The 23,858-nt window shown below is 72.5% G+C and carries 24 protein-coding genes and 1 riboswitch; of the genes, 11 read left to right on the top strand and 13 right to left on the bottom strand.

Going from position 1 to position 23,858, the window contains the following annotated elements:
• Positions 1 to 15 precede the first annotated feature (15 nt).
• Complete coding sequence (gene pdxR / locus ACZ60X_RS29025) at positions 16 to 1,425, top strand: MocR-like pyridoxine biosynthesis transcription factor PdxR (protein WP_469604556.1); 1,410 nt, start codon at positions 16 to 18, stop codon at positions 1,423 to 1,425.
• 20 nt (positions 1,426 to 1,445) lie between these two features.
• Here the strand turns inward: pdxR and ACZ60X_RS29020 are convergent, their stop codons facing one another.
• Both ACZ60X_RS29020 and rocD read right to left on the bottom strand, forming a co-directional pair.
• On the bottom strand, positions 1,446 to 2,276 hold the full coding sequence (locus ACZ60X_RS29020) for a DMT family transporter (RefSeq protein ID WP_469604913.1): 831 nt from the start codon (positions 2,274 to 2,276) through the stop codon (positions 1,446 to 1,448).
• Positions 2,277 to 2,626: 350 nt separating this feature from the next.
• Complete coding sequence (gene rocD, locus ACZ60X_RS29015; RefSeq protein WP_469604552.1) at positions 2,627 to 3,832, bottom strand: ornithine--oxo-acid transaminase; 1,206 nt, start codon at positions 3,830 to 3,832, stop codon at positions 2,627 to 2,629.
• 118 nt (positions 3,833 to 3,950) lie between these two features.
• Positions 3,951 to 4,041, top strand: a riboswitch (ZMP/ZTP riboswitch).
• Positions 4,042 to 4,073: 32 nt separating this feature from the next.
• Here rocD and ACZ60X_RS29010 point away from each other — a divergent pair.
• The gene (locus ACZ60X_RS29010; protein ID WP_469604549.1) at positions 4,074 to 5,525 is read left to right on the top strand and encodes a glycine hydroxymethyltransferase; all 1,452 of its coding nucleotides are present in this window, start codon (positions 4,074 to 4,076) and stop codon (positions 5,523 to 5,525) included.
• 12 nt (positions 5,526 to 5,537) lie between these two features.
• Here ACZ60X_RS29010 and ACZ60X_RS29005 read toward each other — a convergent pair whose 3' ends face one another.
• The gene (locus tag ACZ60X_RS29005; protein WP_469604547.1) at positions 5,538 to 6,227 is read right to left on the bottom strand and encodes a hypothetical protein; all 690 of its coding nucleotides are present in this window, start codon (positions 6,225 to 6,227) and stop codon (positions 5,538 to 5,540) included.
• Between the two features lie 121 nt (positions 6,228 to 6,348).
• Between ACZ60X_RS29005 and trpS the strand changes: the two genes are divergently transcribed.
• The gene (gene trpS, locus ACZ60X_RS29000) at positions 6,349 to 7,362 is read left to right on the top strand and encodes a tryptophan--tRNA ligase (protein ID WP_469604545.1); all 1,014 of its coding nucleotides are present in this window, start codon (positions 6,349 to 6,351) and stop codon (positions 7,360 to 7,362) included.
• Between the two features lie 136 nt (positions 7,363 to 7,498).
• A complete protein-coding gene (locus ACZ60X_RS28995) occupies positions 7,499 to 8,083 on the top strand; it encodes a 2'-5' RNA ligase family protein (RefSeq protein WP_469604542.1) in 585 nt (194 codons plus the stop codon).
• Positions 8,084 to 8,089: 6 nt separating this feature from the next.
• On the opposite strand, the gene ACZ60X_RS28990 is transcribed toward ACZ60X_RS28995, so the two are convergent.
• A complete protein-coding gene (locus ACZ60X_RS28990; RefSeq protein WP_469604539.1) occupies positions 8,090 to 8,827 on the bottom strand; it encodes a decaprenylphospho-beta-D-erythro-pentofuranosid-2-ulose 2-reductase in 738 nt (245 codons plus the stop codon).
• Positions 8,828 to 8,938: 111 nt separating this feature from the next.
• Complete coding sequence (locus tag ACZ60X_RS28985; RefSeq protein WP_469604536.1) at positions 8,939 to 10,207, bottom strand: FAD-binding protein; 1,269 nt, start codon at positions 10,205 to 10,207, stop codon at positions 8,939 to 8,941.
• A gap of 116 nt (positions 10,208 to 10,323) precedes the next feature.
• On the opposite strand from ACZ60X_RS28985, the gene ACZ60X_RS28980 reads away from it, so the two are divergent.
• Entirely contained in the window at positions 10,324 to 11,244 is a 921-nt protein-coding gene (locus ACZ60X_RS28980; RefSeq protein WP_469604533.1) for a YihY/virulence factor BrkB family protein, read from the top strand.
• On the opposite strand, the gene ACZ60X_RS28975 is transcribed toward ACZ60X_RS28980, so the two are convergent.
• The gene (locus tag ACZ60X_RS28975; protein WP_469604530.1) at positions 11,195 to 12,418 is read right to left on the bottom strand and encodes a D-alanyl-D-alanine carboxypeptidase family protein; all 1,224 of its coding nucleotides are present in this window, start codon (positions 12,416 to 12,418) and stop codon (positions 11,195 to 11,197) included. The two genes, ACZ60X_RS28980 and ACZ60X_RS28975, sit on opposite strands and share 50 nt — an antisense overlap.
• A gap of 91 nt (positions 12,419 to 12,509) precedes the next feature.
• On the opposite strand from ACZ60X_RS28975, the gene ACZ60X_RS28970 reads away from it, so the two are divergent.
• Positions 12,510 to 12,749, top strand: a complete 240-nt coding sequence (locus tag ACZ60X_RS28970; protein ID WP_469604527.1) for an SCO4848 family membrane protein — start codon at positions 12,510 to 12,512, stop codon at positions 12,747 to 12,749.
• 171 nt (positions 12,750 to 12,920) lie between these two features.
• Entirely contained in the window at positions 12,921 to 14,465 is a 1,545-nt protein-coding gene (locus ACZ60X_RS28965) for an ABC transporter substrate-binding protein (protein ID WP_469604524.1), read from the top strand.
• Here the strand turns inward: ACZ60X_RS28965 and ACZ60X_RS28960 are convergent, their stop codons facing one another.
• From ACZ60X_RS28960 to ACZ60X_RS28930, 7 genes are all read right to left on the bottom strand, one after another.
• Positions 14,466 to 15,230 carry a TetR family transcriptional regulator gene (locus tag ACZ60X_RS28960; protein WP_469604521.1) on the bottom strand — a complete coding sequence of 255 codons (765 nt, stop codon included), beginning with the start codon at positions 15,228 to 15,230 and terminating at the stop codon, positions 14,466 to 14,468.
• Positions 15,231 to 15,266: 36 nt separating this feature from the next.
• On the bottom strand, positions 15,267 to 15,677 hold the full coding sequence (locus tag ACZ60X_RS28955; RefSeq protein WP_469604518.1) for a VOC family protein: 411 nt from the start codon (positions 15,675 to 15,677) through the stop codon (positions 15,267 to 15,269).
• Positions 15,678 to 15,782: 105 nt separating this feature from the next.
• Positions 15,783 to 16,562: a succinate dehydrogenase iron-sulfur subunit gene (locus ACZ60X_RS28950; RefSeq protein WP_469604515.1), complete on the bottom strand. Its 780-nt coding sequence runs from the start codon at positions 16,560 to 16,562 to the stop codon at positions 15,783 to 15,785.
• On the bottom strand, positions 16,562 to 18,316 hold the full coding sequence (gene sdhA, locus ACZ60X_RS28945) for a succinate dehydrogenase flavoprotein subunit (protein ID WP_469604512.1): 1,755 nt from the start codon (positions 18,314 to 18,316) through the stop codon (positions 16,562 to 16,564). The genes ACZ60X_RS28950 and sdhA overlap by 1 nt, the downstream gene beginning before the upstream one ends.
• A gap of 19 nt (positions 18,317 to 18,335) precedes the next feature.
• Entirely contained in the window at positions 18,336 to 18,818 is a 483-nt protein-coding gene (locus tag ACZ60X_RS28940; RefSeq protein WP_469604508.1) for a succinate dehydrogenase hydrophobic membrane anchor subunit, read from the bottom strand.
• A 6-nt stretch (positions 18,819 to 18,824) separates the two neighbouring features.
• Positions 18,825 to 19,205, bottom strand: a complete 381-nt coding sequence (gene sdhC / locus ACZ60X_RS28935; protein WP_469604505.1) for a succinate dehydrogenase, cytochrome b556 subunit — start codon at positions 19,203 to 19,205, stop codon at positions 18,825 to 18,827.
• 171 nt (positions 19,206 to 19,376) lie between these two features.
• A complete protein-coding gene (locus ACZ60X_RS28930) occupies positions 19,377 to 19,925 on the bottom strand; it encodes a 2-oxo-4-hydroxy-4-carboxy-5-ureidoimidazoline decarboxylase (RefSeq protein WP_469604503.1) in 549 nt (182 codons plus the stop codon).
• A 191-nt stretch (positions 19,926 to 20,116) separates the two neighbouring features.
• Between ACZ60X_RS28930 and ACZ60X_RS28925 the strand changes: the two genes are divergently transcribed.
• The 4 genes from ACZ60X_RS28925 to ACZ60X_RS28910 all read left to right on the top strand — a co-directional run bounded on the left by ACZ60X_RS28925 (position 20,117) and on the right by ACZ60X_RS28910 (position 23,849).
• Positions 20,117 to 21,700 (top strand): beta-N-acetylhexosaminidase, encoded by a 1,584-nt coding sequence (locus ACZ60X_RS28925; RefSeq protein ID WP_469604911.1) that lies wholly within the window; start codon positions 20,117 to 20,119, stop codon positions 21,698 to 21,700.
• A gap of 96 nt (positions 21,701 to 21,796) precedes the next feature.
• Entirely contained in the window at positions 21,797 to 22,354 is a 558-nt protein-coding gene (locus ACZ60X_RS28920) for a hypothetical protein (protein WP_469604500.1), read from the top strand.
• A 306-nt stretch (positions 22,355 to 22,660) separates the two neighbouring features.
• The gene (locus ACZ60X_RS28915) at positions 22,661 to 23,047 is read left to right on the top strand and encodes a hypothetical protein (RefSeq protein WP_469604498.1); all 387 of its coding nucleotides are present in this window, start codon (positions 22,661 to 22,663) and stop codon (positions 23,045 to 23,047) included.
• A 202-nt stretch (positions 23,048 to 23,249) separates the two neighbouring features.
• Positions 23,250 to 23,849, top strand: coding sequence for an RNA polymerase sigma factor (locus ACZ60X_RS28910; RefSeq protein WP_469604495.1), 600 nt, complete (start codon positions 23,250 to 23,252; stop codon positions 23,847 to 23,849).
• The last annotated feature ends 9 nt before the right edge of the window (positions 23,850 to 23,858 follow it).

The raw sequence follows: 23,858 nt of genomic DNA, 5'->3' as shown, positions 1-23,858 counted from the left end.
GTATGGTCCATTTCCATGGCGGAACAGTGGGCCACTCCGGGGGTCGACCTGCATCTCGAACCGGCCGGTACCGGCGGCCTGCGCCGGGGCCTGACGGACGCCCTGCGCGACGCCGTGCGCACCGGTCGGCTGGCCCCCGGCACCCGGCTGCCCTCCTCCCGCACCCTCGCCGCCGACCTCGGCATCGCCCGCAACACCGTCGCCGAGGCCTACGCCGACCTGGTCGCCGAGGGCTGGCTCACCGCCCGCCAGGGCTCGGGCACGCGCGTGGCCGAGCGGGCCGCCGCGGCCCCGCCCGCCGCCGCGGCCGGGAGGGCCGCGGCGGCGGCCCGGCCCGCGGCACCGGCCCGCCCGGCGTACAGCCTCCAGCCCGGCAGCCCCGACCTGACCGCCTTCCCGCGCGCCGCGTGGCTCAAGGCCGTCCGCCGCGCCCTGGCCACCGCCCCGTACGACGCCCTCGGCTACGGCGACCCGCGCGGCCGCCCGGAACTGCGCACCGCCCTCGCCGGCTACCTCGCGCGCGTGCGCGGCGTGCGCACCGACCCCGACAGCGTCCTGATCACCTCCGGCTTCGCCCACGCCCTGCGCGTCATCGGACCCGTCCTCGCCGCGCGCGGGGTGCGGACGGTGGCGGTGGAGTCGTACGGCCTGGACGTCCACCGGCGCCTGCTCCAGCGGGCCGGCCTCGCCACCCCCGCCCTCCCGTACGACGAACTCGGCACCGACCCGCGGGAGTCGGGCGGCGCCGGCGCGCTCCTGCTCACTCCCGCCCACCAGTTCCCGATGGGCACCGCGCTGCACCCCGACCGGCGGGCCGCCGTCGTGGACTGGGCCCGGCGCACCGGCGGGCTGGTCCTGGAGGACGACTACGACGGCGAGTTCCGCTACGACCGCCAGCCCGTCGGCGCCCTCCAGGGACTCGACCCCGACCGCGTGGTCTACTTCGGCACCGCCAGCAAGTCACTGGCCCCCGGCCTGCGCCTGGGCTGGATGGCGCTGCCGCCCGCCCTCGCGCGGGAGGCCGCCGCGGCCAAGGGCGACAGCGACACCGTGGGCGCGCTGGAGCAGCTCACCCTCGCGGAGTTCCTCACCTCGGGCGCGTACGACCGCCACGTCCGCTCCGCCCGCCTGCGCTACCGGCGCCGCCGCGACGCCCTGGCCCGGGCGGTCGCCGCCCGCGCCCCCGAGGTCACCGTCACCGGCATCGCCGCCGGCCTGCACGCGCTGCTCCGCCTGCCGCCGGGCCTGGAACAGTCCGTGGTCCAGGCCGCCGCATGGCAGGGCCTGGCCCTGCACGGCCTGTCCTTCCACCGGCACCCCGAGGCCCTGGCCGAGGAGCTGGACGCCCTGGTGGTGGGGTACGCCACCCCGCCCGACAGCGCGTGGGCCGGGGCGCTGGAGGCGTTGTGCCGGGTGCTGCCGTAGCGCACCGGACCCCCGCCTCCTCAGCCGGCCGGCTCCGCCACCTCCGGCGCCTCCCCGAACCGGGCCAGCGCCAGCGCCCCCGCCAGTGCCACCAGGAAGCCCAGGACCGCCAGCCAGGTCAGCCCCTCGCGGGTCCGGTCGCCCAGCCAGACCACGCCCACCGCGGCCGGTCCGATCGTCTCGCCGATCACCATGCCGGCCGTGGCCGTCGTCACCGCGCCGCGCTGCACGGCGGACGTCAGCAGCATGAAGGCGGCGCCGCTGCCGATCACCAGCGCGTAGGTCGCCGGATTGGTGAACAGGTCCGCCGGCGCCAGGGTGTCGATCAGCCGGACCGCGACCTCCACCACCCCGAACCCGAAGCCGGCGCCCAGCCCCAGGACCAGCGAGCGCCCCCTGCCGGTCAGCCGCCCGCCCGCGAGCGCGAGCAGCAGCATGCCGACCGCCACCGCGAGCACCACGTACCGCAGGATGTCCGACCCGTCCTGCTTCCCCTCCGGCCCGGACGCCAGCGCCAGCATCGCGAGCCCGGCGCACACCACCGCCACCGCGCCCCACTCGGTGCCGCTCAGCCGCATCCGCAGCAGCCGCGCCGCCACCACGGCGGTCACCGCGAGGCTCGACGCCAGGGCGGCGCTGACGGCGTAGATCGGCAGGGACCGCAGGGCCACGATCTGGAACAGGAAGCCGAGCCCGTCCAGCGACAGGCCGGCGAGGTACCGCCACTGCCGCAGCGCCCGCAGCAGCAGTGCCGCCTCACCCCCCTTGCCCGTGGCGGCCGTCCGCGCGGCCACCGCCTGCAACACCGTCGCGGTACCGAAGCAGACCGCCGCGCCGAGGGCGCACACCATTCCAAAGAGCACGAAGGGACTCTAGGAGAAGGCCCATCCGGCCACCCACCGCGGTCTGCGCTCTTACCGTTCTTTAGGCTGACCGCCGACATCCGGCCACGCCGAACACGGGGGAGACACCACGACGGACCGGCCCGGCCTGGCGGACCCGAGCGGGGGCTGGTGCGTGCGGTTGCGAGGCGGGGGAGGGAGCCGACGCGATGGGGGTCCCCCGCGCATGGGGGTGCCTCCCCGCTCGCGCGAGGCCGAGAGCGGGGGAGAAGCCGAGCGCGGGGAGCCGGCACGTGACGGCAACGCCGCAGATGCGCGTACCAGGCCCCGCGACGCCGGCCGGTCCGAACGGCACCCCCTCAGGCCCCCAGCGCGGCCGCCACCTGGCCCACGCCCCACTCCAGGTCGGCCTCGCAGACGGTCAGCGGCGGCGACAGCCGGATCGTCGCGCCATGGCTCTCCTTCACCAGCACCCCGCGCTCCCGCAGCCGCTCCGCGACCTGCCGCCCCGTGCCGACGCGCGGCGCGACGTCGATACCCGCCCACAGTCCCCGCCCCCGCACCGCGGTCACCGCGCCGGTGGCCGGCAGCCGGGCCAGCGCCCGGTGCATCCGCGCGCCCAGCTCGGCCGCCCGCGCCTGGAACTCACCGGTGCGCAGCATCGCGATCACCTCCAGCGCCACCGCACAGGCCAGCGGGTTCCCGCCGAACGTCGAGCCGTGCTCGCCCGGCCGGAACACCCCGAGCACCTCCGCGCTCGACACCACCGCCGACACCGGCAGGATCCCGCCGCCGAGCGCCTTGCCCAGCACGTACGCGTCCGGTACGACACCCTCGTGCTCGCACGCGAAGGTCCGCCCGGTGCGCCCGAGCCCCGACTGGATCTCGTCGGCGACGAAGAGCACCCCACGCTCCCGGGTCAGCTCCCGCACCCCGGGCAGATAGCCGGCCGGCGGCACGATCACCCCGGACTCGCCCTGGACCGGCTCCAGCAGCACCGCGACGGTGTTCTCGGTCAGCGCGGCCCGCATCGCGGTGAGATCGCCGTACGGCACGATCTGGAAGCCCGGCGTGTACGGCCCGAAGTCCGCCCGCGCCTCCGGGTCGGTCGAGAAGCTGATCACGGTCGTCGTACGGCCGTGGAAGTTGCCGCCCGCGACCACGACCTTCGCCATCTCGGCGGGCACGCCCTTGACCCGGTACCCCCACTTCCGGGCCGTCTTGACCGCGCTCTCCACCGCCTCCACGCCGGTGTTCACGGGCAGCACCATCTCCATCCCGCACAGCTCCGCCAGCTCGGCGCAGAACGCGGCGAACCGGTCGTGCAGCACGGCGCGGGAGGTCAGCGTCACCCGGTCCAGCTGGGCCTTCGCCGCCTCGACCAGCCGCCGGTTGCCGTGGCCGAAGTTCAGCGCCGAGTACCCGGCCAGCATGTCCAGGTACCGGCGGCCCTCCACGTCCGTGACCCACGACCCCTCGGCCGTGGCCACGACGAGAGGCAGCGGATCGTAGGTGGGCGCGCAGTGCGCGCCGGCGGTGGCGATGAGGTCGGCTGAAGCGGTCACGGCGACTCCCGGGGGACGAAGGTGCCGAAGGCGACGGAGGCGTTCCCCTTCCGTCCCACCATCCTCGCTCGCATGGTGGACGCGCGGCCTGCCGAGCCCGGCGCGCCCGGTAGTCTGACCAGCGGGCCGTGACTGGCGCGCTGGGATGGGACGGACCATCGGGGAGCGGCCCGACGGGAAAAACAGTGCCGTGCGCCTGGGCCGAACGTGAACGCTGTACACACGCCGTCCGGAGGTCCCCATGCCAGAGCAGCAGCCCCTGTCCACCGAGTCCACGGCCTTCCGCGCCGCCCTCGACGTCATCCGCGCCGTCGAGCCGCGCGTCGCCGACGCCATCGGCCAGGAGGTCGCCGACCAGCGCGAGATGCTCAAGCTGATCGCCTCCGAGAACTACGCCTCCCCGGCCACGCTGCTCGCGATGGGCAACTGGTTCAGCGACAAGTACGCCGAGGGCACGGTCGGCCGCCGCTTCTACGCCGGCTGCCGCAACGTCGACACGGTCGAGTCCCTGGCCGCCGAGCACGCGCGCGAGCTGTTCGGCGCCCGGCACGCCTACGTCCAGCCGCACTCCGGCATCGACGCCAACCTCGTCGCCTTCTGGGCCGTCCTCGCCGACCGCGTCGAGGTCCCCTTCCTGGAGAAGGCCGGTGCCCGGCAGGTCAACGACCTCACCGAGGCCGACTGGGCCGAGCTGCGCCAGGCCTTCGGCAACCAGCGCATGCTCGGCATGTCCCTGGACGCCGGCGGCCACCTCACCCACGGCTTCCGCCCGAACATCTCCGGCAAGATGTTCGACCAGCGCTCCTACGGCACCGACCCGGCGACCGGCCTCATCGACTACGAGGCGCTGCGCGCCCAGGCCCGCGAGTTCAAGCCGCTGATCATCGTCGCGGGCTACTCGGCGTACCCCCGTCTGGTGAACTTCCGGATCATGCGCGAGATCGCCGACGAGGTCGGCGCGACCCTCATGGTCGACATGGCCCACTTCGCGGGCCTCGTCGCGGGCAAGGTCCTCACCGGCGACTTCGACCCGGTCCCGCACGCCCAGATCGTCACGACCACCACCCACAAGTCGCTGCGCGGCCCGCGCGGCGGCATGGTCCTGTGCGACGACTCCCTCAAGGACCAGGTCGACCGCGGCTGCCCGATGGTCCTCGGCGGCCCGCTCCCGCACGTCATGGCCGCCAAGGCCGTCGCCCTGGCCGAGGCCCGGCAGCCCTCCTTCCAGGACTACGCCCAGCGCATCGTCGACAACTCCCGCGCGCTGGCCGAGGGCCTGCTGCGCCGCGGCGCCACCCTGGTCACGGGAGGCACGGACAACCACCTCAACCTGATCGACGTGGCGACGTCGTACGGCCTCACCGGCCGCCAGGCCGAGGCCGCCCTCCTCGACTCCGGCATCGTCACCAACCGCAACGCCATCCCGGCCGACCCGAACGGCGCCTGGTACACCTCCGGCATCCGTGTCGGCACCCCCGCGCTGACCACCCGCGGCCTCGGCACGGCGGAGATGGACGAGGTGGCCGGCCTGATCGACCGCGTCCTCACCACCACGGAGCCGGGCACGACCAAGTCGGGCGCCCCCTCCAAGGCCGCCCACGTCCTGGACGACAAGACCGCCGAGGAGATCGCCCAGCGGGCGACCGACCTGGTGGCCGGCTTCCCGCTGTACCCCGAGGTCGACCTGGGCTGACCGGCGTGGAGGTCAGCCGCCGGCCGGCCCCCCTAGGCGCGGCTCGTCGCGCGGTGGCCCGGAAGCACGCCGGGCCACCGCGCGACCGTACAGCAGGCCGCCGCCCGCGCCGGCGAGCAGCCCGACCGCCGCCCACCACATCCCGCTCGGCCCCTGGTCCCGGCCACCCGGCTCACCCGCCACCGCCGGCCCGAGCAGCCCGGCACGCTCCGCCTTGCGGAACTCCGCCATCGGCGCCCGGTGCCACCGGATGGCGTCGTCCACCACGGCCGGCGACGGATCGGAGCGCACCCAGGGAATCCCGTCGGCCGCCACGAACAGCTGGTCCTGGCGCTCCATGGCCACGTCACCGCCGGGCGTCCGGCGCGTCTTCGGCCGCTGCCCCCGGGCGCCCGTCAGGCCCCACACCACGGTGACCCGCACCGTCGGATAGCGCCCCTGCGTCCACGCCTTCGGCACCCGCTCCGTGTCCGTGCGGTCCGGGCGCAGCAGTTGACGCAGCCGGGTGAAGTCCTTCTCACCGGAGTGCAGCACCCGGGTCCGCCCCGCATGCCCCGTGACGACGAGTGCCATGTCCGGCACGTCACCGCCGGGCCGGGGCGGCTCGGGCACCGCCGTGGCGGTCGCCGCTCCCGCCACCACCAGCACCGGCACCAGACACGCCATCGCCGCCCGCGCCGTGCGTCTGCTCCTGAGGGCCATCCGTCCCGCCATCCGTCTCGCCGACCGTTCCGCCTCCTTCGTACACGGGGTGAGGCCATCGGTTCCCATCGTTTTTCCATCGGTTCGAAAGCGGTCCCCGACACCTGAGAGAATGGTGGGCATGGCGACTGACCGACCCCGTGTGCTCTCCGGCATCCAGCCCACCGCCGGCTCGTTCCACCTCGGCAACTACCTCGGCGCCGTCCGCCAGTGGGTGGCGCTCCAGGAGTCCCACGACGCCTTCTACATGGTCGTCGACCTGCACGCGATCACGGTCCCGCAGGACCCGGCCGAGCTGCGCGCCAACACCCGCCTGGCCGCCGCCCAGTTGCTGGCCGCCGGTCTGGACCCGGACCGCTGCACCCTCTTCGTGCAGAGCCACGTCCCCGAGCACGCCCAGCTCGCCTGGATCATGAACTGCCTCACCGGCTTCGGCGAGGCCGGCCGCATGACCCAGTTCAAGGACAAGTCCGCCAAGCAGGGCGCGGAGCGGGCCAGCGTCGGCCTGTTCACGTACCCGATCCTCCAGGTCGCCGACATCCTCCTCTACCAGGCCCACGAGGTGCCGGTCGGCGAGGACCAGCGCCAGCACATCGAGCTGACCCGGGACCTCGCCGAGCGCTTCAACGGCCGCTTCGGCGAGACCTTCGTGATCCCGGCGCCGTACATCCTCAAGGAGACGGCGAAGATCTACGACCTCCAGGACCCGTCGATCAAGATGAGCAAGTCGGCGTCCACGCCGAAGGGCCTCATCAACCTCCTGGACGACCCGAAGACCACCGCCAAGAAGGTCAAGAGCGCCGTCACCGACACCGACACCGTGATCCGCTACGACGTGGAGAACAAGCCGGGCGTGTCGAACCTGCTCACCATCTACTCCACGCTCACCGGCAAGACGGTCGCCGAGCTGGAGCGGGAGTACGAGGGCCGGATGTACGGCGCCCTGAAGACCGACCTCGCCGAGGTGATGGTCGAGTTCGTGACGCCGTTCAGGGAGCGCACCCAGCAGTACCTGGACGACTCCGAGACGCTCGACTCGATCCTCGCCAAGGGCGCGGAGAAGGCGCGCGCCGTCGCCGCCGAGACCCTCGCGCAGGCGTACGACCGCGTGGGTTTCCTCCCGGCGAAGCACTGAGCCGGCCGCCGCACGGGCAGAGCGCTGCACATCACTTCCCTCGCGCCTGCCCACAGGACACCCGTGGCCGTACAGTCGGTAGCCAACGGTGGGAAGAGCACAGGAAGAACACAGGGCGCGGACGACAGGAGACGACGTGGGGACCGTAACGATCGGCGTGTCGATCGCGGTCCCGGAGCCTCACGGCAGCCTGCTCCAGGAGCGGCGCGCGGGCTTCGGCGACGTCGCGGCTTGCAACATCCCGACGCATGTCACGCTGCTGCCGCCGACCGAGGTGGACGCGGCCGACCTGCCGGCCGTCGACGCGCACCTCGTCGCGGTCGCCGCCGCCGGCCGGCCGTTCCCGATGAGACTGTCGGGCACGGACACCTTCCGCCCGCTGTCGCCCGTCGTCTACGTCAGGGTCGTCCAGGGCGCCGAGGAGTGCGCGTGGCTCCAGCAGCGGGTCCGGGACGCCTCCGGCCCGGTGGCGCGCGAGCTGCAGTTCCCGTACCACCCGCACGTCACCGTCGCGCACGGCATCGACGAGGCCGCCATGGACCGCGCCCTCGAGGAGCTGTCCGGCTTCGAGGCCGCGTGGCCGTGCACCGGCTTCGCGCTCTACGAACAGGGCCCGGACGGCGTCTGGCGCAAGCTGCGGGAGTACACCTTCGGAGGGTCCGTCGTACCTCCGCAGGCGGGACACGCCGACGTGGGACACGGGACGATCGCGAGCCGGTGACACACCCTAGAGCGGCAGCCGTCTGAACAGCGCCCTCGGCGTGTGCCGTAGCGCCGCCATCACCAGCCTGAGCACGCCCGGCACCCACACCGTCTCGCTGCGGCGGCGCAGCCCCAGTTCGACGGCCGTCGCGATGGCCTCCGGGGTGGTGGCGAACGGGGTGTCCGGCCGGTGGACGGAACCGGGTCGGACGACCATGACGTGGACGCCGGTGCCGTGCAGGGCGTCGCCGAGCCCCTGCGCGAAGGCGTCGAGGCCGGCCTTGCTGGAGCCGTAGATGAAGTCGGCGCGGCGGGCCCGCTCCCCGGCGACGGAGGAGAGCACCACGAGCGAGCCGTGGCCCTGCGTCTGCAGCGCCCGGGCGGCGACCAGGCCGGCCGAGACCGCCCCGGTGTAGTTGGTCTGCGCGACCCGCACGGCCCGCGCCGGTTCGCGCTCGTCGTGGGCCTGGTCGCCGAGGATGCCGAAGGCGAGCAGCACCAGGTCGATGTCGCCCTCGGCGAACACCTTGCCGAGGGCGGTCTCGTGGGAGTCGGGGTCGAGGGCGTCGAAGTCGACGGTGCGGGTGTCCGCGCCGAGAGCGCGCAGACTCTCGGCGGCCCGCTCCAGGGCGGGGCAGGGGCGTCCGGCGAGCCACACCGTGCGGGTGCGGCGGGCGATCAGGCGGCGCGCGGTGGCCAGCGCGATCTCGGACGTGCCGCCGAGGACGAGCAGGGACTGGGGGAGGCCGAAGGCGTCCTTCACATCAGCTCCGGGAGGACTAGGGGGTGTTCGGATCAGGCCGGCCGGGACGCACGGCGCGCTCGGGCGGTCCGAGCGGGGTCCGGTGCGTCGGCTGCCGAGTCGGCGAGTGGTTCACAGGCCGAGCCGGCGGGCGAGGTCGGAGGTGAACACCCCGCGTGGGTCCAACCGGGCGCGCAGGGCGCGGAAGTCGGCCGCGCGGGGGTACATGGCGGTGAGGAGTTCGGGGCGGAGCCGGGAGTCCCGGGCGAGTCCGACCCGGCCGCCGGCCGCGGCCACGTCCTCGTCCAGCTCGTCGAGGAAGGCGGCGAGTCCGGGTGCGGCGACCGGCAGGTCCAGGGTCAGCGACCAGCCGGGCGCGGCGGGGGAGAGCCAGCCGGGACCGTCCGCCCCGAGAGGCTGGAGGACGGCATGGGACGACAGACAGCGGCGGCGGGCGAGGCGCCGCACGACGCGGTGCAGGGTCTCCTCCTGCCCGTGCCCGACGACGCACTCGTAGCGCACCCGGCCGATGAGGCCGTACGCGCGGGCCCCCAGGGAGACGGTGTCCAGCGGGTCGCGGAAGGCGTTCGGATGCCGCGGCCGGCCGGTGCGCGCGCGGGGCGCCGCGCGGTACCGGATCCCGGCCGGGACCAGCGCGCCGACGGAGCCGAGGGATGCGAGGGGCGCGAGGGACCCGAGAGACGGGAGCCGGGAGCCCGGCGGGGCGGGGTCGGCTCGGGTGAGGACCCCGCGACCGGTGGCCGCGCCGCGGGCCGTCAGGTCGATCCGGGCGGACAGGTGACGGGGGCCGCCGGCACCGTGGCGGCGCAGGCGGTCGAGCAGGTCGTCGAGGTCGCCGGCGCGCTCGGTGCCGACGGTCAGGTACGACGTCTGCACCGGCAGCAGCCGGATCGTGGCCGTGAGGATCACCCCGGTCAGGCCCAGCCCGCCGGCGGTCGCCGCGAACAGCTCGGTGTCCGGGCGGACCGCCTTGACCTGTCCGTCGGCGGTGAGCAGTTCCAGGGCGACCACATGCCGGGCGAAGGAGCCGGTGCCGGGAGCGCCGCCGTGCAGGTCGGCGCCGATCGCCCCGCCGACGGTCACCTGCCGGGCGGCGGGGAAGGCGGGCACCGACCAGCCGAGCGGGAGCAGCAGCCGGGCCAGCCGGTGCAGGCCGAGGCCGGCGTCGCACAGGACGACGCCCTCGGCCGCGTCGACGACGTGCACGCGGTCGAGGCCGGTCATGTCGAGGACGGTGCCGCCCGCGTTCCGCGCCGCGTCCCCGAGGGCCCGGTCCGGGCCGCCGCGGGCGACGGCGCCGCGCGCCCCGCACGCGCGGACGGCGACGGCGGCCTCCTCGTAGGTCCGCGGACGGATGACGGAAACCGTGTTCCCACGCATGCCGGTGACCGTATCGTCCCCCTATGGGAGGTTAGTCACGGAACATTCGCGCACTGCATACAACGGGTGATTAGTGGGATGTCATACGAGCGCGGCGGCAGGGGCAGGAAGGGATCATGGACTGGCTGAAGAGACTCCCCGGCATCGGGCCGATCGTCACCCGCCTGATGACGACGCACGCGTGGCACTGCTACGAGCGCCTGGACCGGGTGAAGTGGTCGCGACTGGCCGCCGCCATGACGTTCGTCAGCTTCGTGGCACTCTTCCCGCTGCTGACCGTCGCAGCCGCGGTCACCGCCGCCACGCTCAGCCCGTCCCGGCAGAAGACCGTCGAGCACAAGATCGCCGAGCAGTTCCCGGGCGTCGTGTCGAACCAGCTGAACATCACCTCGCTCGTGCACAACGCCAGCACCGTCGGGCTCATCGCGGGCGCCCTGCTGCTGCTCACCGGCGTCAACTGGGTCGGCCAGATGCGCGACTGCCTGCGCGCGGTGTGGGAGCTGCCGGACCGGGGCGAGAACCCGTTCCTCGCCAAGGCCAAGGACGCCGGCATCCTCGTCGGCCTCGGCGGCGCCCTGCTGCTCACGCTCGCCGCGTCCACCCTCGCCTCGGCCGCCGTCGGCCTGGTCTCGCGCCGGCTCGGCCTCGCCGAGCACGGCTGGGGCAGCGCGCTGCTGCAGGCCGCCGCGTTCGCCGTCGCCGTCTTCGGCGACTTCCTCGTCCTGCTCTACGTGCTGACCCTGCTGCCCGGGGTCGAGCCGCCGCGCCGCCGCCTGCTGGTGGCCGCCCTGCTCGGCGCGGTCGGCTTCGAACTGCTGAAACTGCTGCTCAGCGGCTATATCCAGGGCGTCGCCGCGAAGAGCATGTACGGCGCGTTCGGCGTCCCCGTGGCACTGCTGCTGTGGATCAACTTCACCGCGAGACTCGTCCTGTTCTGCGCCGCCTGGACGGCGACGCGCAGCGGGGAGCAGCAGGAGGGCGAGGCGGTCACCGGCTCCGGCGGCGCATCAGGTCCGGCAGCGGCCAGCGGCGGTTGACCAGGTAGGCCGCGCCCGCGAGCAGCAGCAGTGCCCCGCCCGTGACGGCCGCCGCGGTGCCGATCCCGGAGCCGGAGTCGGTGGTGGCCCCCGCGACGGGCTTCACCCCGGACCCGGCCGCCGAGGACTGCCCGGCACCGGAAGCGCTCGGGGCGGGGCTCGGCAGCGCGTTCTTCGGCGGCACCAGCTCACCGACCGGCCTGACCTTGCCGGCCGCCTGGAACCCCCAGTCGAGCAGCTTCGCCGCCTCCTTGTAGACCTCGTTGTGCTCGGGCTTCTCCGGGTGCATCACGGTGACGAGCAGCACCCGGCCACCGTGCTCGGCGACCCCGGTGAAGGTGGCGCCGGCGTGCGTGGTGTTGCCGTTCTTCACGCCCGCGATGCCCTGGTAGACGGGCACGTCGACGTCGCCGCTGAGCAGCCGGTTGGTGTTCTGGATCTCGCCGGAGCCGAACTTCGCCCGCACGGTGGAGCAGTAGTCCCTGAAGTCCTTCTTCTGCAGCCCGGACCGGGCGAACAGCGTCAGGTCGTACGCGGACGAGACCTGCCCCGCCTCGTCGTAGCCGTCGGGGGTCACCACGTGCGTGTCCAGGGCCTGCAGTTCGTCGGCGTGGTCCTGCATGTCCTTGACGGTCTGCGCGACCCCGCCGTTCATCGCGGACAGCACGTGCACCGCGTCGTTGCCCGAACGCAGGAACACCCCGAGCCACAGGTCGTGGACGCTGTAGGTGCCGCCTTCCTTTATCCCGACCACACTGGAGCCGTCGCCCATGCCCGCGAGGTCGGAGTGCGCCACCTTGTGCGTGGTGCCCTTGGGGAAGCGGGGCAGGACGGTGTCCGCGAACAGCATCTTCAGCGTGCTCGCCGGGGGCAGCCGCCAGTGCGCGTTGTGCGCGGCCAGCACCTCGCCCGACTCGGCGTCGGTGACGATCCAGGAGCGGGCGGTGATGTCCTTCGGCAGCACCGGTACGCCCGGAGCGAGGTTGACCTGCGTGCCGGGCTGCCCGAGCCGGGCGCCGCCGACGGTCGACATCCCCGCCGGAGGCGTGGCCGTCGGGCTCGCCGAGGGCGCGGGGGCGGCGGCGAGCGCGGCGGGAGAGGCGACGGAGAGGGACAGCAGCGTGGCGGAGGTGACCAGCAGCGAGCGCCGGCCGGTCTTCTTCGGTGCGGACACGGTCGGAAACGTACCGGGCGCGGACGGTGAAGTCCCGCGTCCGCCCCCACCCCCGACACGGAACCGGACACCGGACGGCGATACTGGCTCCATGACGCTCAGCCGCCGCCTCTCCTGGTTCCTGCTCGCCTTCGGGGTGTGGAGCTGGGTCATCTGGATCACTTTCGTCAAGAACCTGGTCAAGGACACCAGTGGGCTCGCCTTCGACCACGGCCGTCCGACCGCGTACTTCTGGGTGCACCTGCTGCTGGCCGTCGTCTCCTTCGTATTGGGGACGGTCATCGGGGGCGTCGGGTTGCGCGGCCTGCGCGCCCTGCGCCGCACGGCATAGCCGGACGGCGACTCGGTAAGTTCTTCCTCATCTGGGCAGAAAGCCCTTCCGTCCGGTCAAACACGTGTGATTAGGTGAGCCGCGTCACTTGGGGGAGTGGCGAAAACGTGATGGCCAGGGGTAGGGCCTGTACGGGGCCTGGGGAGGGCACCATCCATGCGATCTGTTCGCATGCGCATTCTCGTGACGCTGCTCGTGCTCGCGGTCGTGGGAATCGGCGGCTGGCAACTGCTGCCGTCGCAGCAGAACAAGAACAAGACGATCACGGTCGGCACGACCGACGCCGTCACGAACCTCGACCCGGCCGGTGCCTACGACGCCGGTTCCTGGGCCTTGTTCAGCAACGTCTTCCAGTCGCTGCTGACGTTCGAGCCGGGCGGGGTCACCCCGGTCCCGGACGCGGCGAAGGCCTGCGCCTTCCAGGGCGCGGGCCTGACGACGTACCAGTGCACGCTGCGCGACGGGATCACCTTCCCGAGCGGCCGGACGATGACCGCCGAGGACGTGAAGTACTCCTTCGACCGGGTCAAGAAGATCAACTCCGACACCGGCCCGGCGTCGCTGTTCGCCACGCTCGCCTCGGTGACCGCCGACAACGCCACCACCGTCACCTTCCACCTGTCCTCGGCGGACGCCACCTGGCCGCTGAAGGTCGCCACCGGCGCCGGGTCGATCGTCGACAAGGACACCTACCCGGCGGACTCCCTGCGCCCGGGCACCTCGGTCGACGGCACCGGCCCGTACACGCTGACGTCGTACACCAAGGACGACAGGGCCGAGCTGAAGCCCAACACGCGCTACAAGGGCGACATCGGCGGCACCGGCCGCCCGGTCGACCTGCGCTACTACACCGACTCGGCGAAGCTCGACAGCGCCTGGAAGGGCGGCCGGATCGACGTCGCCACCCGGACCCTGTCGCCGAACGTGCTCGCCCAGCTGAACCCGAGCGACCCCAACAAGCGCGTCACCGAGTCCGACAGCTCCGAGACCCGCAACCTGTACCTCAACACCCGCGCCGGCTCCCCGCTGCACGACGTACGGGTGCGCCGCGCGATGGCCTGGCTGGTCAACCGCGAGCAGCTGGCCGCGGCGGTGTACCAGGGCACGGTCGACCCGCTGTACTCGCTGATCCCGGCCGGCATCACCGGCCACACCACGTCCTTCTTCGACGACTACCCGACGCAGAACGCGGCCAAGGCCCGCGCACTGCTCACCGAGGCCGGGGTGAGCCTGCCGGTGCGCTTCACCTTCGGCTACGGCATCGGGCACGGCGCGGGCGCGGAGGAGGCCGCCCAGCTCAAGCGGCAGCTGGAGACGAGCGGCCTGTTCCAGGTGGACGTCAAGGGCTATGAGTGGACCGACTTCCAAAAGCGCTGGGCCGCCGGGAAGATGGACGCGTGGTCGGTCGGCTGGGTGGCCGACTACCCCGACCCGGACACCTTCGGCGCCGCCCTCGTCGGCTCCGGCTCCACGATGAGCACCGGCTACAGCAACAAGGCGGTCGACCATCTCATCCAGGACAGCCGGCAGTACGCCGACCGCAGCCAGGCGGTGAACGACTTCAGGGACATCCAGGGGGACGTCGCCCAGGACGTTCCGCTGATCCCGCTGTGGCAGCGCAAGGAGTACGTGGTGAGCACCGAGGACATCGGCGGCGGCCAGTACCTGGACGACGGCACGGGCGTGTTCCGCCTGTGGCGCCTGAACTGGATCTGATCAGCCGTCCTCGCCCTTCGCCGAACGCCGCTCGGCCCTCGCCCGCGGGTCCGGCAGCGCCCGGGTCATCCCGGGCAGGAAGTCCGTGAACAGCTCATGGATCTCCAGGACCAGGGGCCGCAGCATCCGGAACCGTGCGAGCGCCACGCCCCGCGCGGTCAGCCGGGCCCCGCGCCGGGCCAGCCGGTAACTGCGCTCGCGCCCCTCGGTCCGGTCGAAGATCCAGTACAGCACGAGCCCCATCTGCGCGAGCCACATCAACTCCGGCAGCACGTCCCGCAGTTCGGCCGGAACCCGGGACCTCGACCCGGCCAGCACCTCCCGGTGGATGGCGATGGCCTGCTCGCGGGCGGGCGCGCTCTCCGGCGAGAAGGGGCTCAGCGGGCTGTCGGGGTCGGCGGCGTTCTTGAAGAACTGCACGGCGAACTCGTGGTACGGCCGGGCGATGTCGAGCCACACGGTCAGCACACCGGCGAGCCGCGCCTCCAGCGTGGTCTCCCGGTCCAGGACCTCCCGGACCGCCGCCTGCTGCTCGGTGGCGATCCGGTCGTAGAAGCCCTGGATCAGGTGTTCCTTGCCCTCGAAGTAGTAGTAGGCGTTGCCGACGGAGACCCCGGCCTCCTTGGCGATGGCCCGCATGGTGGTCTTGTCGTACCCGCGCTCCTGGAACAACCGCATCGCGGTCTGAAGGATCAGCGCACGGGTCTGCTCGGACTTGCTGCTGGGGGAGCCGGCCGCATCGGGGCCGTCGTTCATCGCGGGCACGGTAAAGAGCCTAGCCAGTGCTCCGCGGGGCTCTTCTCAGCCCCTGCGGCCCAGCTCCGGACGCTTGCGGTAGTCCGTGAAGCCCAGCACGTTTCCCCAGGGGTCGGCGATCTCCACGGTCCATCCGGTGGCCGTCCGCAACGCCTCGTCCAAGGGCGGGATCCCGGCGGCGGCCAGCTTCCGCGCCGCCGCCCGCGCGTCCGGCACCTCCAGCCAGACCCGCGGGGACGGCCACGGCGGCGTCCGGGGGGCCAGCGCCTCCTCGACGCGCAGCAGGATGCCCGGTGTCTCCCCGCCGACCCTCAGCAGCGCGATCCCGGCCTCGTCGAACCGGAATCCCACGACGAACCCGGCCCGCTCGTAGAACCCGACGGCCTCCGCGAGGTCACCGACGGGCAGCAGCACGTTGTCGAAGCCGAGCAGCTCGTACGACTCATCGTCTGACATGACGTCAGATTAGAACCCGCAAACGGGGAAACCCGACCAAAACGCCCGAGGGCCCCGCTTCCGGGTGGGAAACGGGGCCCTCGCCGGCACCAAGCCGGGCAGTGATCAGTAGCGGCGCGTGATCAGCGCGCGCTTCACTTCCTGGATCGCCTTCGTGACCTCGATACCGCGCGGGCAGGCGTCCGTGCAGTTGAAGGTCGTGCGGCAACGCCACACGCCGTCGCGGTCGTTGAGGATCTCCAGGCGCTGCTCGCCCGCCTCGTCACGGCTGTCGAAGATGAAGCGGTGGGCGTTCACGATCGCGGCCGGACCGAAGTACTGGCCGTCGTTCCAGAACACCGGGCAGGAGGAGGTGCAGGCCGCGCAGAGGATGCACTTCGTCGTGTCGTCGAAGCGCTCGCGGTCCTCGGCCGACTGCAGCCGCTCGCGGGTCGGCTCGTTCGTGTCCTTGGTGACCAGGAACGGCATGACGTCCCGGTACGCCTGGAAGAACGGCTCCATGTCCACGACCAGGTCCTTCAGGACCGTCAGGCCCTTGATGGGCTCGATCGTGATCGGCTTCTCGGGGTTGATGTCCTTGATCAGCGTCTTGCAGGCAAGGCGGTTCTTGCCGTTGATCCGCATCGCGTCCGAGCCGCAGATGCCGTGCGCGCACGAGCGGCGGAAGGTGAGGGTGCCGTCGACGTCCCACTTGATCTTGTGGAGGCCGTCGAGGACGCGCTCCTTCGGGTCGATCTCCAGCTGGAAGTCTTCCCAGGTCGCCTCGCCCGAGACCTCCGGGTTGAACCGGCGGACCCGGAAGGTGACGGTGATGTAGGGGGAGTCGGCGAATCCCGGCTCGGGCTGCCCGGCCGCGTCCGCCTTGTCCAGAACAGGGGTTGCCATCAGTACTTACGCTCCATCGGCTGGTAGCGGGTCTGGACGACCGGCTTGTAGTCGAGACGGATGGACTCGGCGCCGTCGTCGCCCACCTCGCGGTACGCCATGGTGTGGCGCATGAAGTTGACGTCGTCGCGGTTCGGGTAGTCCTCGCGGTAGTGACCGCCGCGGGACTCCTTGCGGGCCAGGGCGGAGACGGCCATGACCTCGGCCAGGTCGAGCAGGTTGCCCAGCTCGATGGCCTCCAGCAGGTCCGTGTTGAACCGCTTGCCCTTGTCCTGGATCGCCACGTTCTTGTAGCGCTCGCGCAGCTCGGCGATCTTCTCGACGGCCGTCTTGATCGTCTGCTCGGTGCGGAACACCATGACGTTGGCGTCCATGGTCTCCTGCAGCTCCCTGCGGAGCGTGGCCACCCGCTCGGTGCCGGTGGAGTCGCGCAGCCGCTCGATCTGCTCGACGACGAACGCCTCCGGGTTCTCCGGCAGCTCCACGAAGTCCGCCTTGTGGGCGTACTCGGCGGCGGCGATGCCCGCGCGGCGGCCGAAGACGTTGATGTCCAGCAGCGAGTTGGTGCCGAGGCGGTTGGCGCCGTGCACGGAGACACAGGCGACCTCGCCGGCGGCGTACAGACCCGGGACGACGGTGGTGTTGTCCGCGAGGACCTCACCCTCGACGTTCGTCGGGATGCCGCCCATCGCGTAGTGCGCGGTCGGCTGGATCGGGATCGGGTCCGTGTACGGCTCGATGCCGAGGTAGGTCCGCGCGAACTCGGTGATGTCCGGCAGCTTGGCGTCCAGCTGCTCCGGCGGCAGGTGCGTCAGGTCGAGGTAGACGTGGTCGCCCTCGGGACCGCAGCCGCGGCCCTCGCGGATCTCCGTGTAGATCGAACGGGACACGACGTCGCGCGACGCCAGGTCCTTCATCACCGGCGCGTACTTCTCCATGAAGCGCTCGCCGTCCTTGTTGCGGAGGATGCCGCCCTCACCGCGGGCGCCCTCCGTCAGCAGGATGCCCATGCGCCAGATGCCGGTCGGGTGGAACTGGAAGAACTCCATGTCCTCCAGCGGGATGCCCCGCCGGTAGCACGCGGCCTGGCCGTCACCGGTCAGGGTGTGCGCGTTGGAGGTCACCTTGAAGAACTTGCCGGTGCCGCCGGAGGCGTAGATGACCGACTTCGCCTGGAAGACGTGGATCTCACCGGTGGCCAGCTCGTAGGCCACGACACCGGCGGACTTCTTGACGCCGTCGACCTCGGTGATCAGCTGGTCCAGGACGTAGAACTCGTTGAAGAACTCCACGCCCTCCTTGACGCAGTTCTGGTACAGCGTCTGGAGGATCATGTGGCCGGTGCGGTCCGCGGCGTAGCAGGACCGGCGGACCGGTGCCTCGCCGTGGTTGCGGCTGTGACCGCCGAAGCGGCGCTGGTCGATGGTGCCGTTCTTGGTGCGGTTGAACGGCAGGCCCATCTTCTCCAGGTCGAGGACGGCGTCGATGGCCTCCTTCGCCAGGATCTCGGCGGCGTCCTGGTCGACCAGGTAGTCACCGCCCTTGACCGTGTCGAAGGTGTGCCACTCCCAGTTGTCCTCCTCCACGTTGGCGAGCGCGGCGGCCATACCGCCCTGCGCGGCGCCCGTGTGGGAGCGGGTCGGGTAGAGCTTGGTCAGCACGGCGGTGCGGCTGCGCTTCGTCGCCTCGATGGCGGCGCGCATGCCCGCGCCACCGGCGCCGACGATGACGGTGTCGTACTTGTGGATCTTCATGTTTCTCGCAGCCCCGTGCCTAGCGGATGTTCGGGTCGAAGGTGAAGATCACCAGCGTGCCCAGCAGGATGGTGAACACCGTGGCGGTGTAGAGCAGAGCCTTCAGCCACATACGGGAGGCGGCACGCTCCGCGTAGTCGTTGATGACCGTGCGCAGGCCGTTGGCGCCGTGCAGCATGGCGAGCCAGAGCATGAGGAGGTCCCAGACCTGCCAGAAGGGGCTCGCCCAGCGGCCCGCCACGAAGGCGAAGCCGACCTTGGAGACGCCGCCGTCCAGCACGAGCTGGATCAGCAGGTGGCCGAGGACCAGGACGACCAGCACGATGCCGGACAGCCGCATGAACAGCCAGGCGGCCAGCTCGAAGTTGCCCCGGGTCGACTTCGGGGTCTTCTTCGTGCGCTTGCGCGGGGCCTCGATCAGCGGGGCCGGGTTGTCGACGGTGTAGACCGGGGCGCCCTCGACGGGGCCGACGCCGGCCGCGGTGGTTTCAGTCGTGGACATCAGGCGTCAGCTCCCGAAGACGACACGAGCGGCGTGGCCGAGCACGGGGTAGATCGCGCCGACCATCAGGACGATCCAGACACCCATCACGGTCCAGAACATCTGCTTCTGGTAGCGCGGGCCCTTCGACCAGAAGTCGACGGCGATGACCCGCAGGCCGTTGAGCGCGTGGAAGAGGATGGCGGCGACGAGGCCGTATTCGAGAAACGCGACGATCGGCGTCTTGTACGTGGCTACGACCTTGTCGTAGTCCTCGGGGGAGACACGCACGAGAGCGGTGTCGAGCACGTGGACGAACAGGAAGAAGAAGATGAGGACGCCGGTGACTCGGTGAGCCACCCAGGACCACATTCCTTCCCGGCCGCGGTACAGCGTTCCAGCCGGCACGGAAGAACCCTCCGGGAGCGGGGACTAGGGCCGCGCCGGCTTCACTGTCGGTCGGGCCCGGCCGGGTACGGTCCACCGGCCCTCTGCATGGTATCCATGCGGCGCGGTGCTGCTTACGGGGGGCCTACCGGTGTGATCAAAGTGGCACCGGATGGGGGAGGAGACGTGCTGTCATTTGCCGATCGCGGGCGCGTTCGGGCTGGTCGCGCGGTGCCCGGCGTCCCCGAGGAGTGTTCCGAGCCGTTCTCGTGCGAGGCGCCGGAGTTCCTCCGCCGCCACCACGCGCTCCTCCTCCGGATCGTTCGCCAATCGTGACCGGATCGCTTCGAGGGCGTGGTCGACGGCCTCGGCCGGCGGGGTGCCGCCCAGACAGATGACGAACGCGTGTCCGAATCGGGCCTCGTAGGCGGCGTGGGCGGCGCCGAGGGCCATGGAGGCGGCGGAGTAGGTGTTCTCGGGCAGCTCCAGCAGCGACTCTCCCGCCAGCGCCTCCGCCAGATCCGCCGGCGGCAGGTCGTACGCCGCCTCGTCCGCCGCGGCCAGGAGGGCGCCGAGGTCGGGGTAGGGGCGGTGGTCGGCGACCCTCCGGGCCCAGCGCGGGCTGTGCAGGCAGCGCAGCAGCAGCGCGTGGGCCTCGTCGGCCTGGGTCGCGTTGAAGGCGTCGAGGGGTCTGGGGAGGGAGGGGGGAGAGTGGGCGGGCAGCGTGGGTCCTCGCGTCACGGGGAGGTGTGGCTGGCGATGCTGTGAAAGGTGTGTCGTCAGGTTATCGAGAGTGGTCACTCTGTGTCCCTGTGGTGCTTGAAATTCACTCGGACGGAAGAGTTTCGGAACGTCTGGATGACGAGTGGGCGCGCGAACGGTCGTACGTTGGCAGGGTGACCCAGCACAAGCGCCGGGAATCGGCGCAGCAGGTGATACGCAAGCGGGCGGTCGTGGCCGCCGCGTTCGTCGGGACCGTCGCGCTCGGCGCGGGTGTCGGGGTGTGGACCTCGTCGTCCGGCAGGGTGACCGGTGCCGACACGGGCGGGTCGGCCGCCGCCTCCGCGGCGAGTCCCTCGCCGAGCCGGTCCTATCCGCTGTCGCAGGCGCCGCGGACGATACCCGCGGTGCGCGCCTTCACCGCGGCGCGCGGGCCGGGCTGGCAGCCGCGCAGGGGCGACCGGGTGGTGATCGCCGACGCGCGGCTGGCCGACACCGGCCGGCTGATAGCCGGGGAACTCGGGCTCTCCTACGCCGGGCAGCGAAGCGACGCACGGGCGGGGGACGTCCGGCTGGCGCTGGGCGGCGGGGGAGGGAACCAGGAGTCGTACACCCTGGCCGTCCACGGCGGACGGGTGGACATCAGCGGGCCGGGCGCGGCCGGGGTGTTCTACGGCACCCGGACGCTGAAGCAGGAGGTCCACGGCGGGGGGACGGCCCCGGAGGGGGTCGTGCGGGACGGGCCGGCCAAGCCGGTGCGCTCCTTCATGCTGGACATCGCGCGCAAGCCGTTCTCCGAGACCTGGATCGAGGACCGGATACGCGAGCTGGGGGACCTGAAGTTCAACGAGCTGGGGCTGCACTTCTCCGACGACCAGGCCTTCCGGATCGAGTCCAGCAGCCACCCCGAGATCGTCTCCAAGGTCCACCTGACCAAGGCGCAGGTCAAGAACATCGTGGACCTGGCCGGCAGCCGGCACATCACCGTCGTCCCCGAGATCGACTCGCCGGGGCACCTGGGCGCCGTCCTCGCCGCCCACCCCGACCTGCAGCTGCGCAACGCGAGCGGAGTGGCGACGAAGGGCGCGATCGACATCTCCAAGCCCGCCTCCGCCAAGATCGTCGACGACCTGCTGAACGAGTACGCGGGCCTGTTCACCGGCGGCCAGTGGCACCTCGGCGGCGACGAGTACCAGGCGCTGACCGTGAAGGACCCGCAGGCCTCGTACCCGCAGCTCGCGGCCGCCGCGCGCAAGGCGTACGGCTCCGGCGGCACGGTCGCCGACCTGGCCACCGGCTGGCTCAACGACCGCGCCGGCACCGTCCGCGCCCACGGCCGGACCATCCGCGTCTGGAACGACGGCTTCTTCCGCGGCACGTCCGTGCAGCCGGCCAAGGACCTCCAGGTCGCCTACTGGACCGGCAAGGAGCTGGGCGCCCGGCCGCCGACGGACTACCTGGGCGCGGGCCGGAAGGTCATCAACTACAACGACGAGTTCCTCTACTACGTCCTCGGCCAGCCGCAGACCTTCGTCTACCCGACCGGGCAGCGGATCTACGAGCAGTGGAACCCGCTGGTGCTGCGCGGCACGAGTGCCGTACCGGCGCGCTACGACGGGCAGATCCTCGGCGGGTCGTTCGCGGTGTGGTGCGACTTCCCGAACGCACAGACCGAGGCACAGATCGCGGCGGGCATCCGGCTGCCGCTGCGGGCGACCGTGCAGAAGCTCTGGGACCCGGGCAAGCCCTCGCTGTCCTGGGCGGACTTCCAGCGGCTTTCGGCCAAGCTGGGCTGAGGCGGCGCTCCCTGTGACACCCGGAGGGGCCCGGACGCAGTAAGGGGAAGTGCGGGCTCCGTACCGGTCGGCGCCCTGGCGTCGAGGGAGACATTGATGAGCCTGGTGGAACAGATCGCTCAAGCCGACGAACGAGGGCTGGCCGCCAGCGGGTTGGCTTGTTTGGACCGGTGCCTTCCGCTGCTCGGTGCCGACGACGAGCTGCTGCGGCCACTGTGGGCGAGTCTCGCCGACGGCTCCGACTGGGGCGCGAGCCTGGAGCGGGCCCGGGGCGGTGTCGCGATCGCGAACTCCGACGACGACGAGGCCGCCCGGCTGGCCCGGCGCATGCTGGACGCCGCCCCGGCCGCGCGCACCACCGACACGGTACGGCCCTGGGCCGACGCCTGCTCGGTCGCCTCGCTGCGGATCCACCGGCTGCTCGACCCCGCGGTGGACGGCACGGCGGGCGGCGCGGGGCTCGACGCCGGGCGCGCGGGCGACACGGAGCACCTGCCGCCGCTCGTCGCCGCCGAACTGCGCCGCCAGCGCACGGTTCTGGACCTCCTCGCCGAACACGGCACCCACGGCCTGCGCGGCGCGCTCGACGTCTCGGTGGAGGGACGCCGGGTGCTGCGCGCGGTGGTGTCGCGGCGGGCGCGGAGCACGCCGTAGGGCCGGACGGCGTCCGGCCCTCGCGGGGGCCGGGGGCGTCCGGCGCGCGGGGCGAGGGCCGGGCTGACGGTGCCGGGGTCCGCCGTGCGTCATGGTCCCGCGGTGCCGACGGGCCGGCGGTGTCCGGGCCCGGCGGCGGCATGCCCCGGTCCCCGGCGGGGCGGTGCCCGGATCCCGCGGACGCGGCGATCCTGTGAGCACCCTGGGGTGGACCCGGGGCGATCCTGCGACAGTCGGCGAGATGGCGCGAAACGCGGTGACGCCCGACCCGTCCGGGCCGCTCTTCCCTATGTGACAGCCCAGGACGTGACAGCACAGCAGCAGACCCGGCCGCACGCCGCGGCGAAGCCGGCGCGGTGGGCGGCCGACACCGTGGCGATGGCGCGCGAGGGCGCCCGGGTACGGCTCGACTACTCGGCGCAGAGCCTGTGGCGGGTGGACCGGATGATCGACGACATCCGCCGCGAGGGTCCGCCGTTCGCCGCCGTGCAGAGCGTTCTGCGCGGCTTCGGCGCCTACGCCGGCGAGGTGATCGTCCGCCAGACCGGAGCCGAGTGGTGGGCGAGCGCCGGCGAGCACTGGCTGCGCACCCCCGACGGCCGGATGTGGGACCCCATCGACGAGGCCCGCCGCGCCTACGGCGGCCACGGCTCGCTGCGCCTGCTGTGCCGCGACGCGACCACCCCGCACTGACCCCGGGCCGCCGGCGCCGGGTCGGCCGGAGGTCCCGCCGGAAGTGCCGCGACACGCCGTCGGTCGGCCGCGGGTCCGCCGTGACCGCCCGGTGACGGCGTCATCGTGCCAGGCCCGGGAGGGCGATCGGGACTGTGACATTTCTGTGAGCCCTGACGCTGATGTCGCTGGGGGTGCGTGTTCGTACGGACGAGGACGGTTCTTGGGCCACGGAGGGGAACGCCGGCGCCGGCCGGGGAACGACGGCGAGCTGGCAGAGGCCGTCGCGCGGGCGCAGGAGGGGGACGAGGCGGCCTTCGCCGCCGCGTACCGCATCGTCCAGCCCGGACTGCTCGGCTACCTGCGCGGCATCGTCGGCGACGACGCGGAGGACGTGGCCTCGGACGCCTGGCTGGAGATCGCCCGGGACCTGGGGCGGTTCCGGGGCGACGGCGCGGGCTTTCGCGGCTGGACCGCCGCCATCGCCCGCCACCGCGCCCTGGACCACCTGCGCAGACAGCGCGTACGACCCCGGGCGGGCGCGCCCGATGCGGAACTGCTCCAGTTGCCCGGCCCGCACAGCACCCATGAGCAGGCGCTGGAGTCCCTGTCCACCGAGCGGGCCCTCGCACTGGTCCGGGATCTGCCCCGCGACCAGGCGGAGGCCGTGCTGCTGCGGGTCGTCGTCGGCCTGGACGGCCCCGCCGCCGCCCGCGTCCTCGGCAAACGGCCCGGCGCCGTGCGGACGGCCGCGCACCGGGGGCTGAAACGACTCGCGCGGCAACTGGGCGTGCCGGGTGCGGGAGAGGCCGACGGCATCTGAAGCCGGCGC

It is taken from the genome of Streptomyces sp. NPDC104106 (assembly GCF_055584345.1).
The sequence above is the reverse complement of the archived record's forward strand: the minus strand, read 5'-3'. Positions and strand labels throughout refer to the sequence as shown.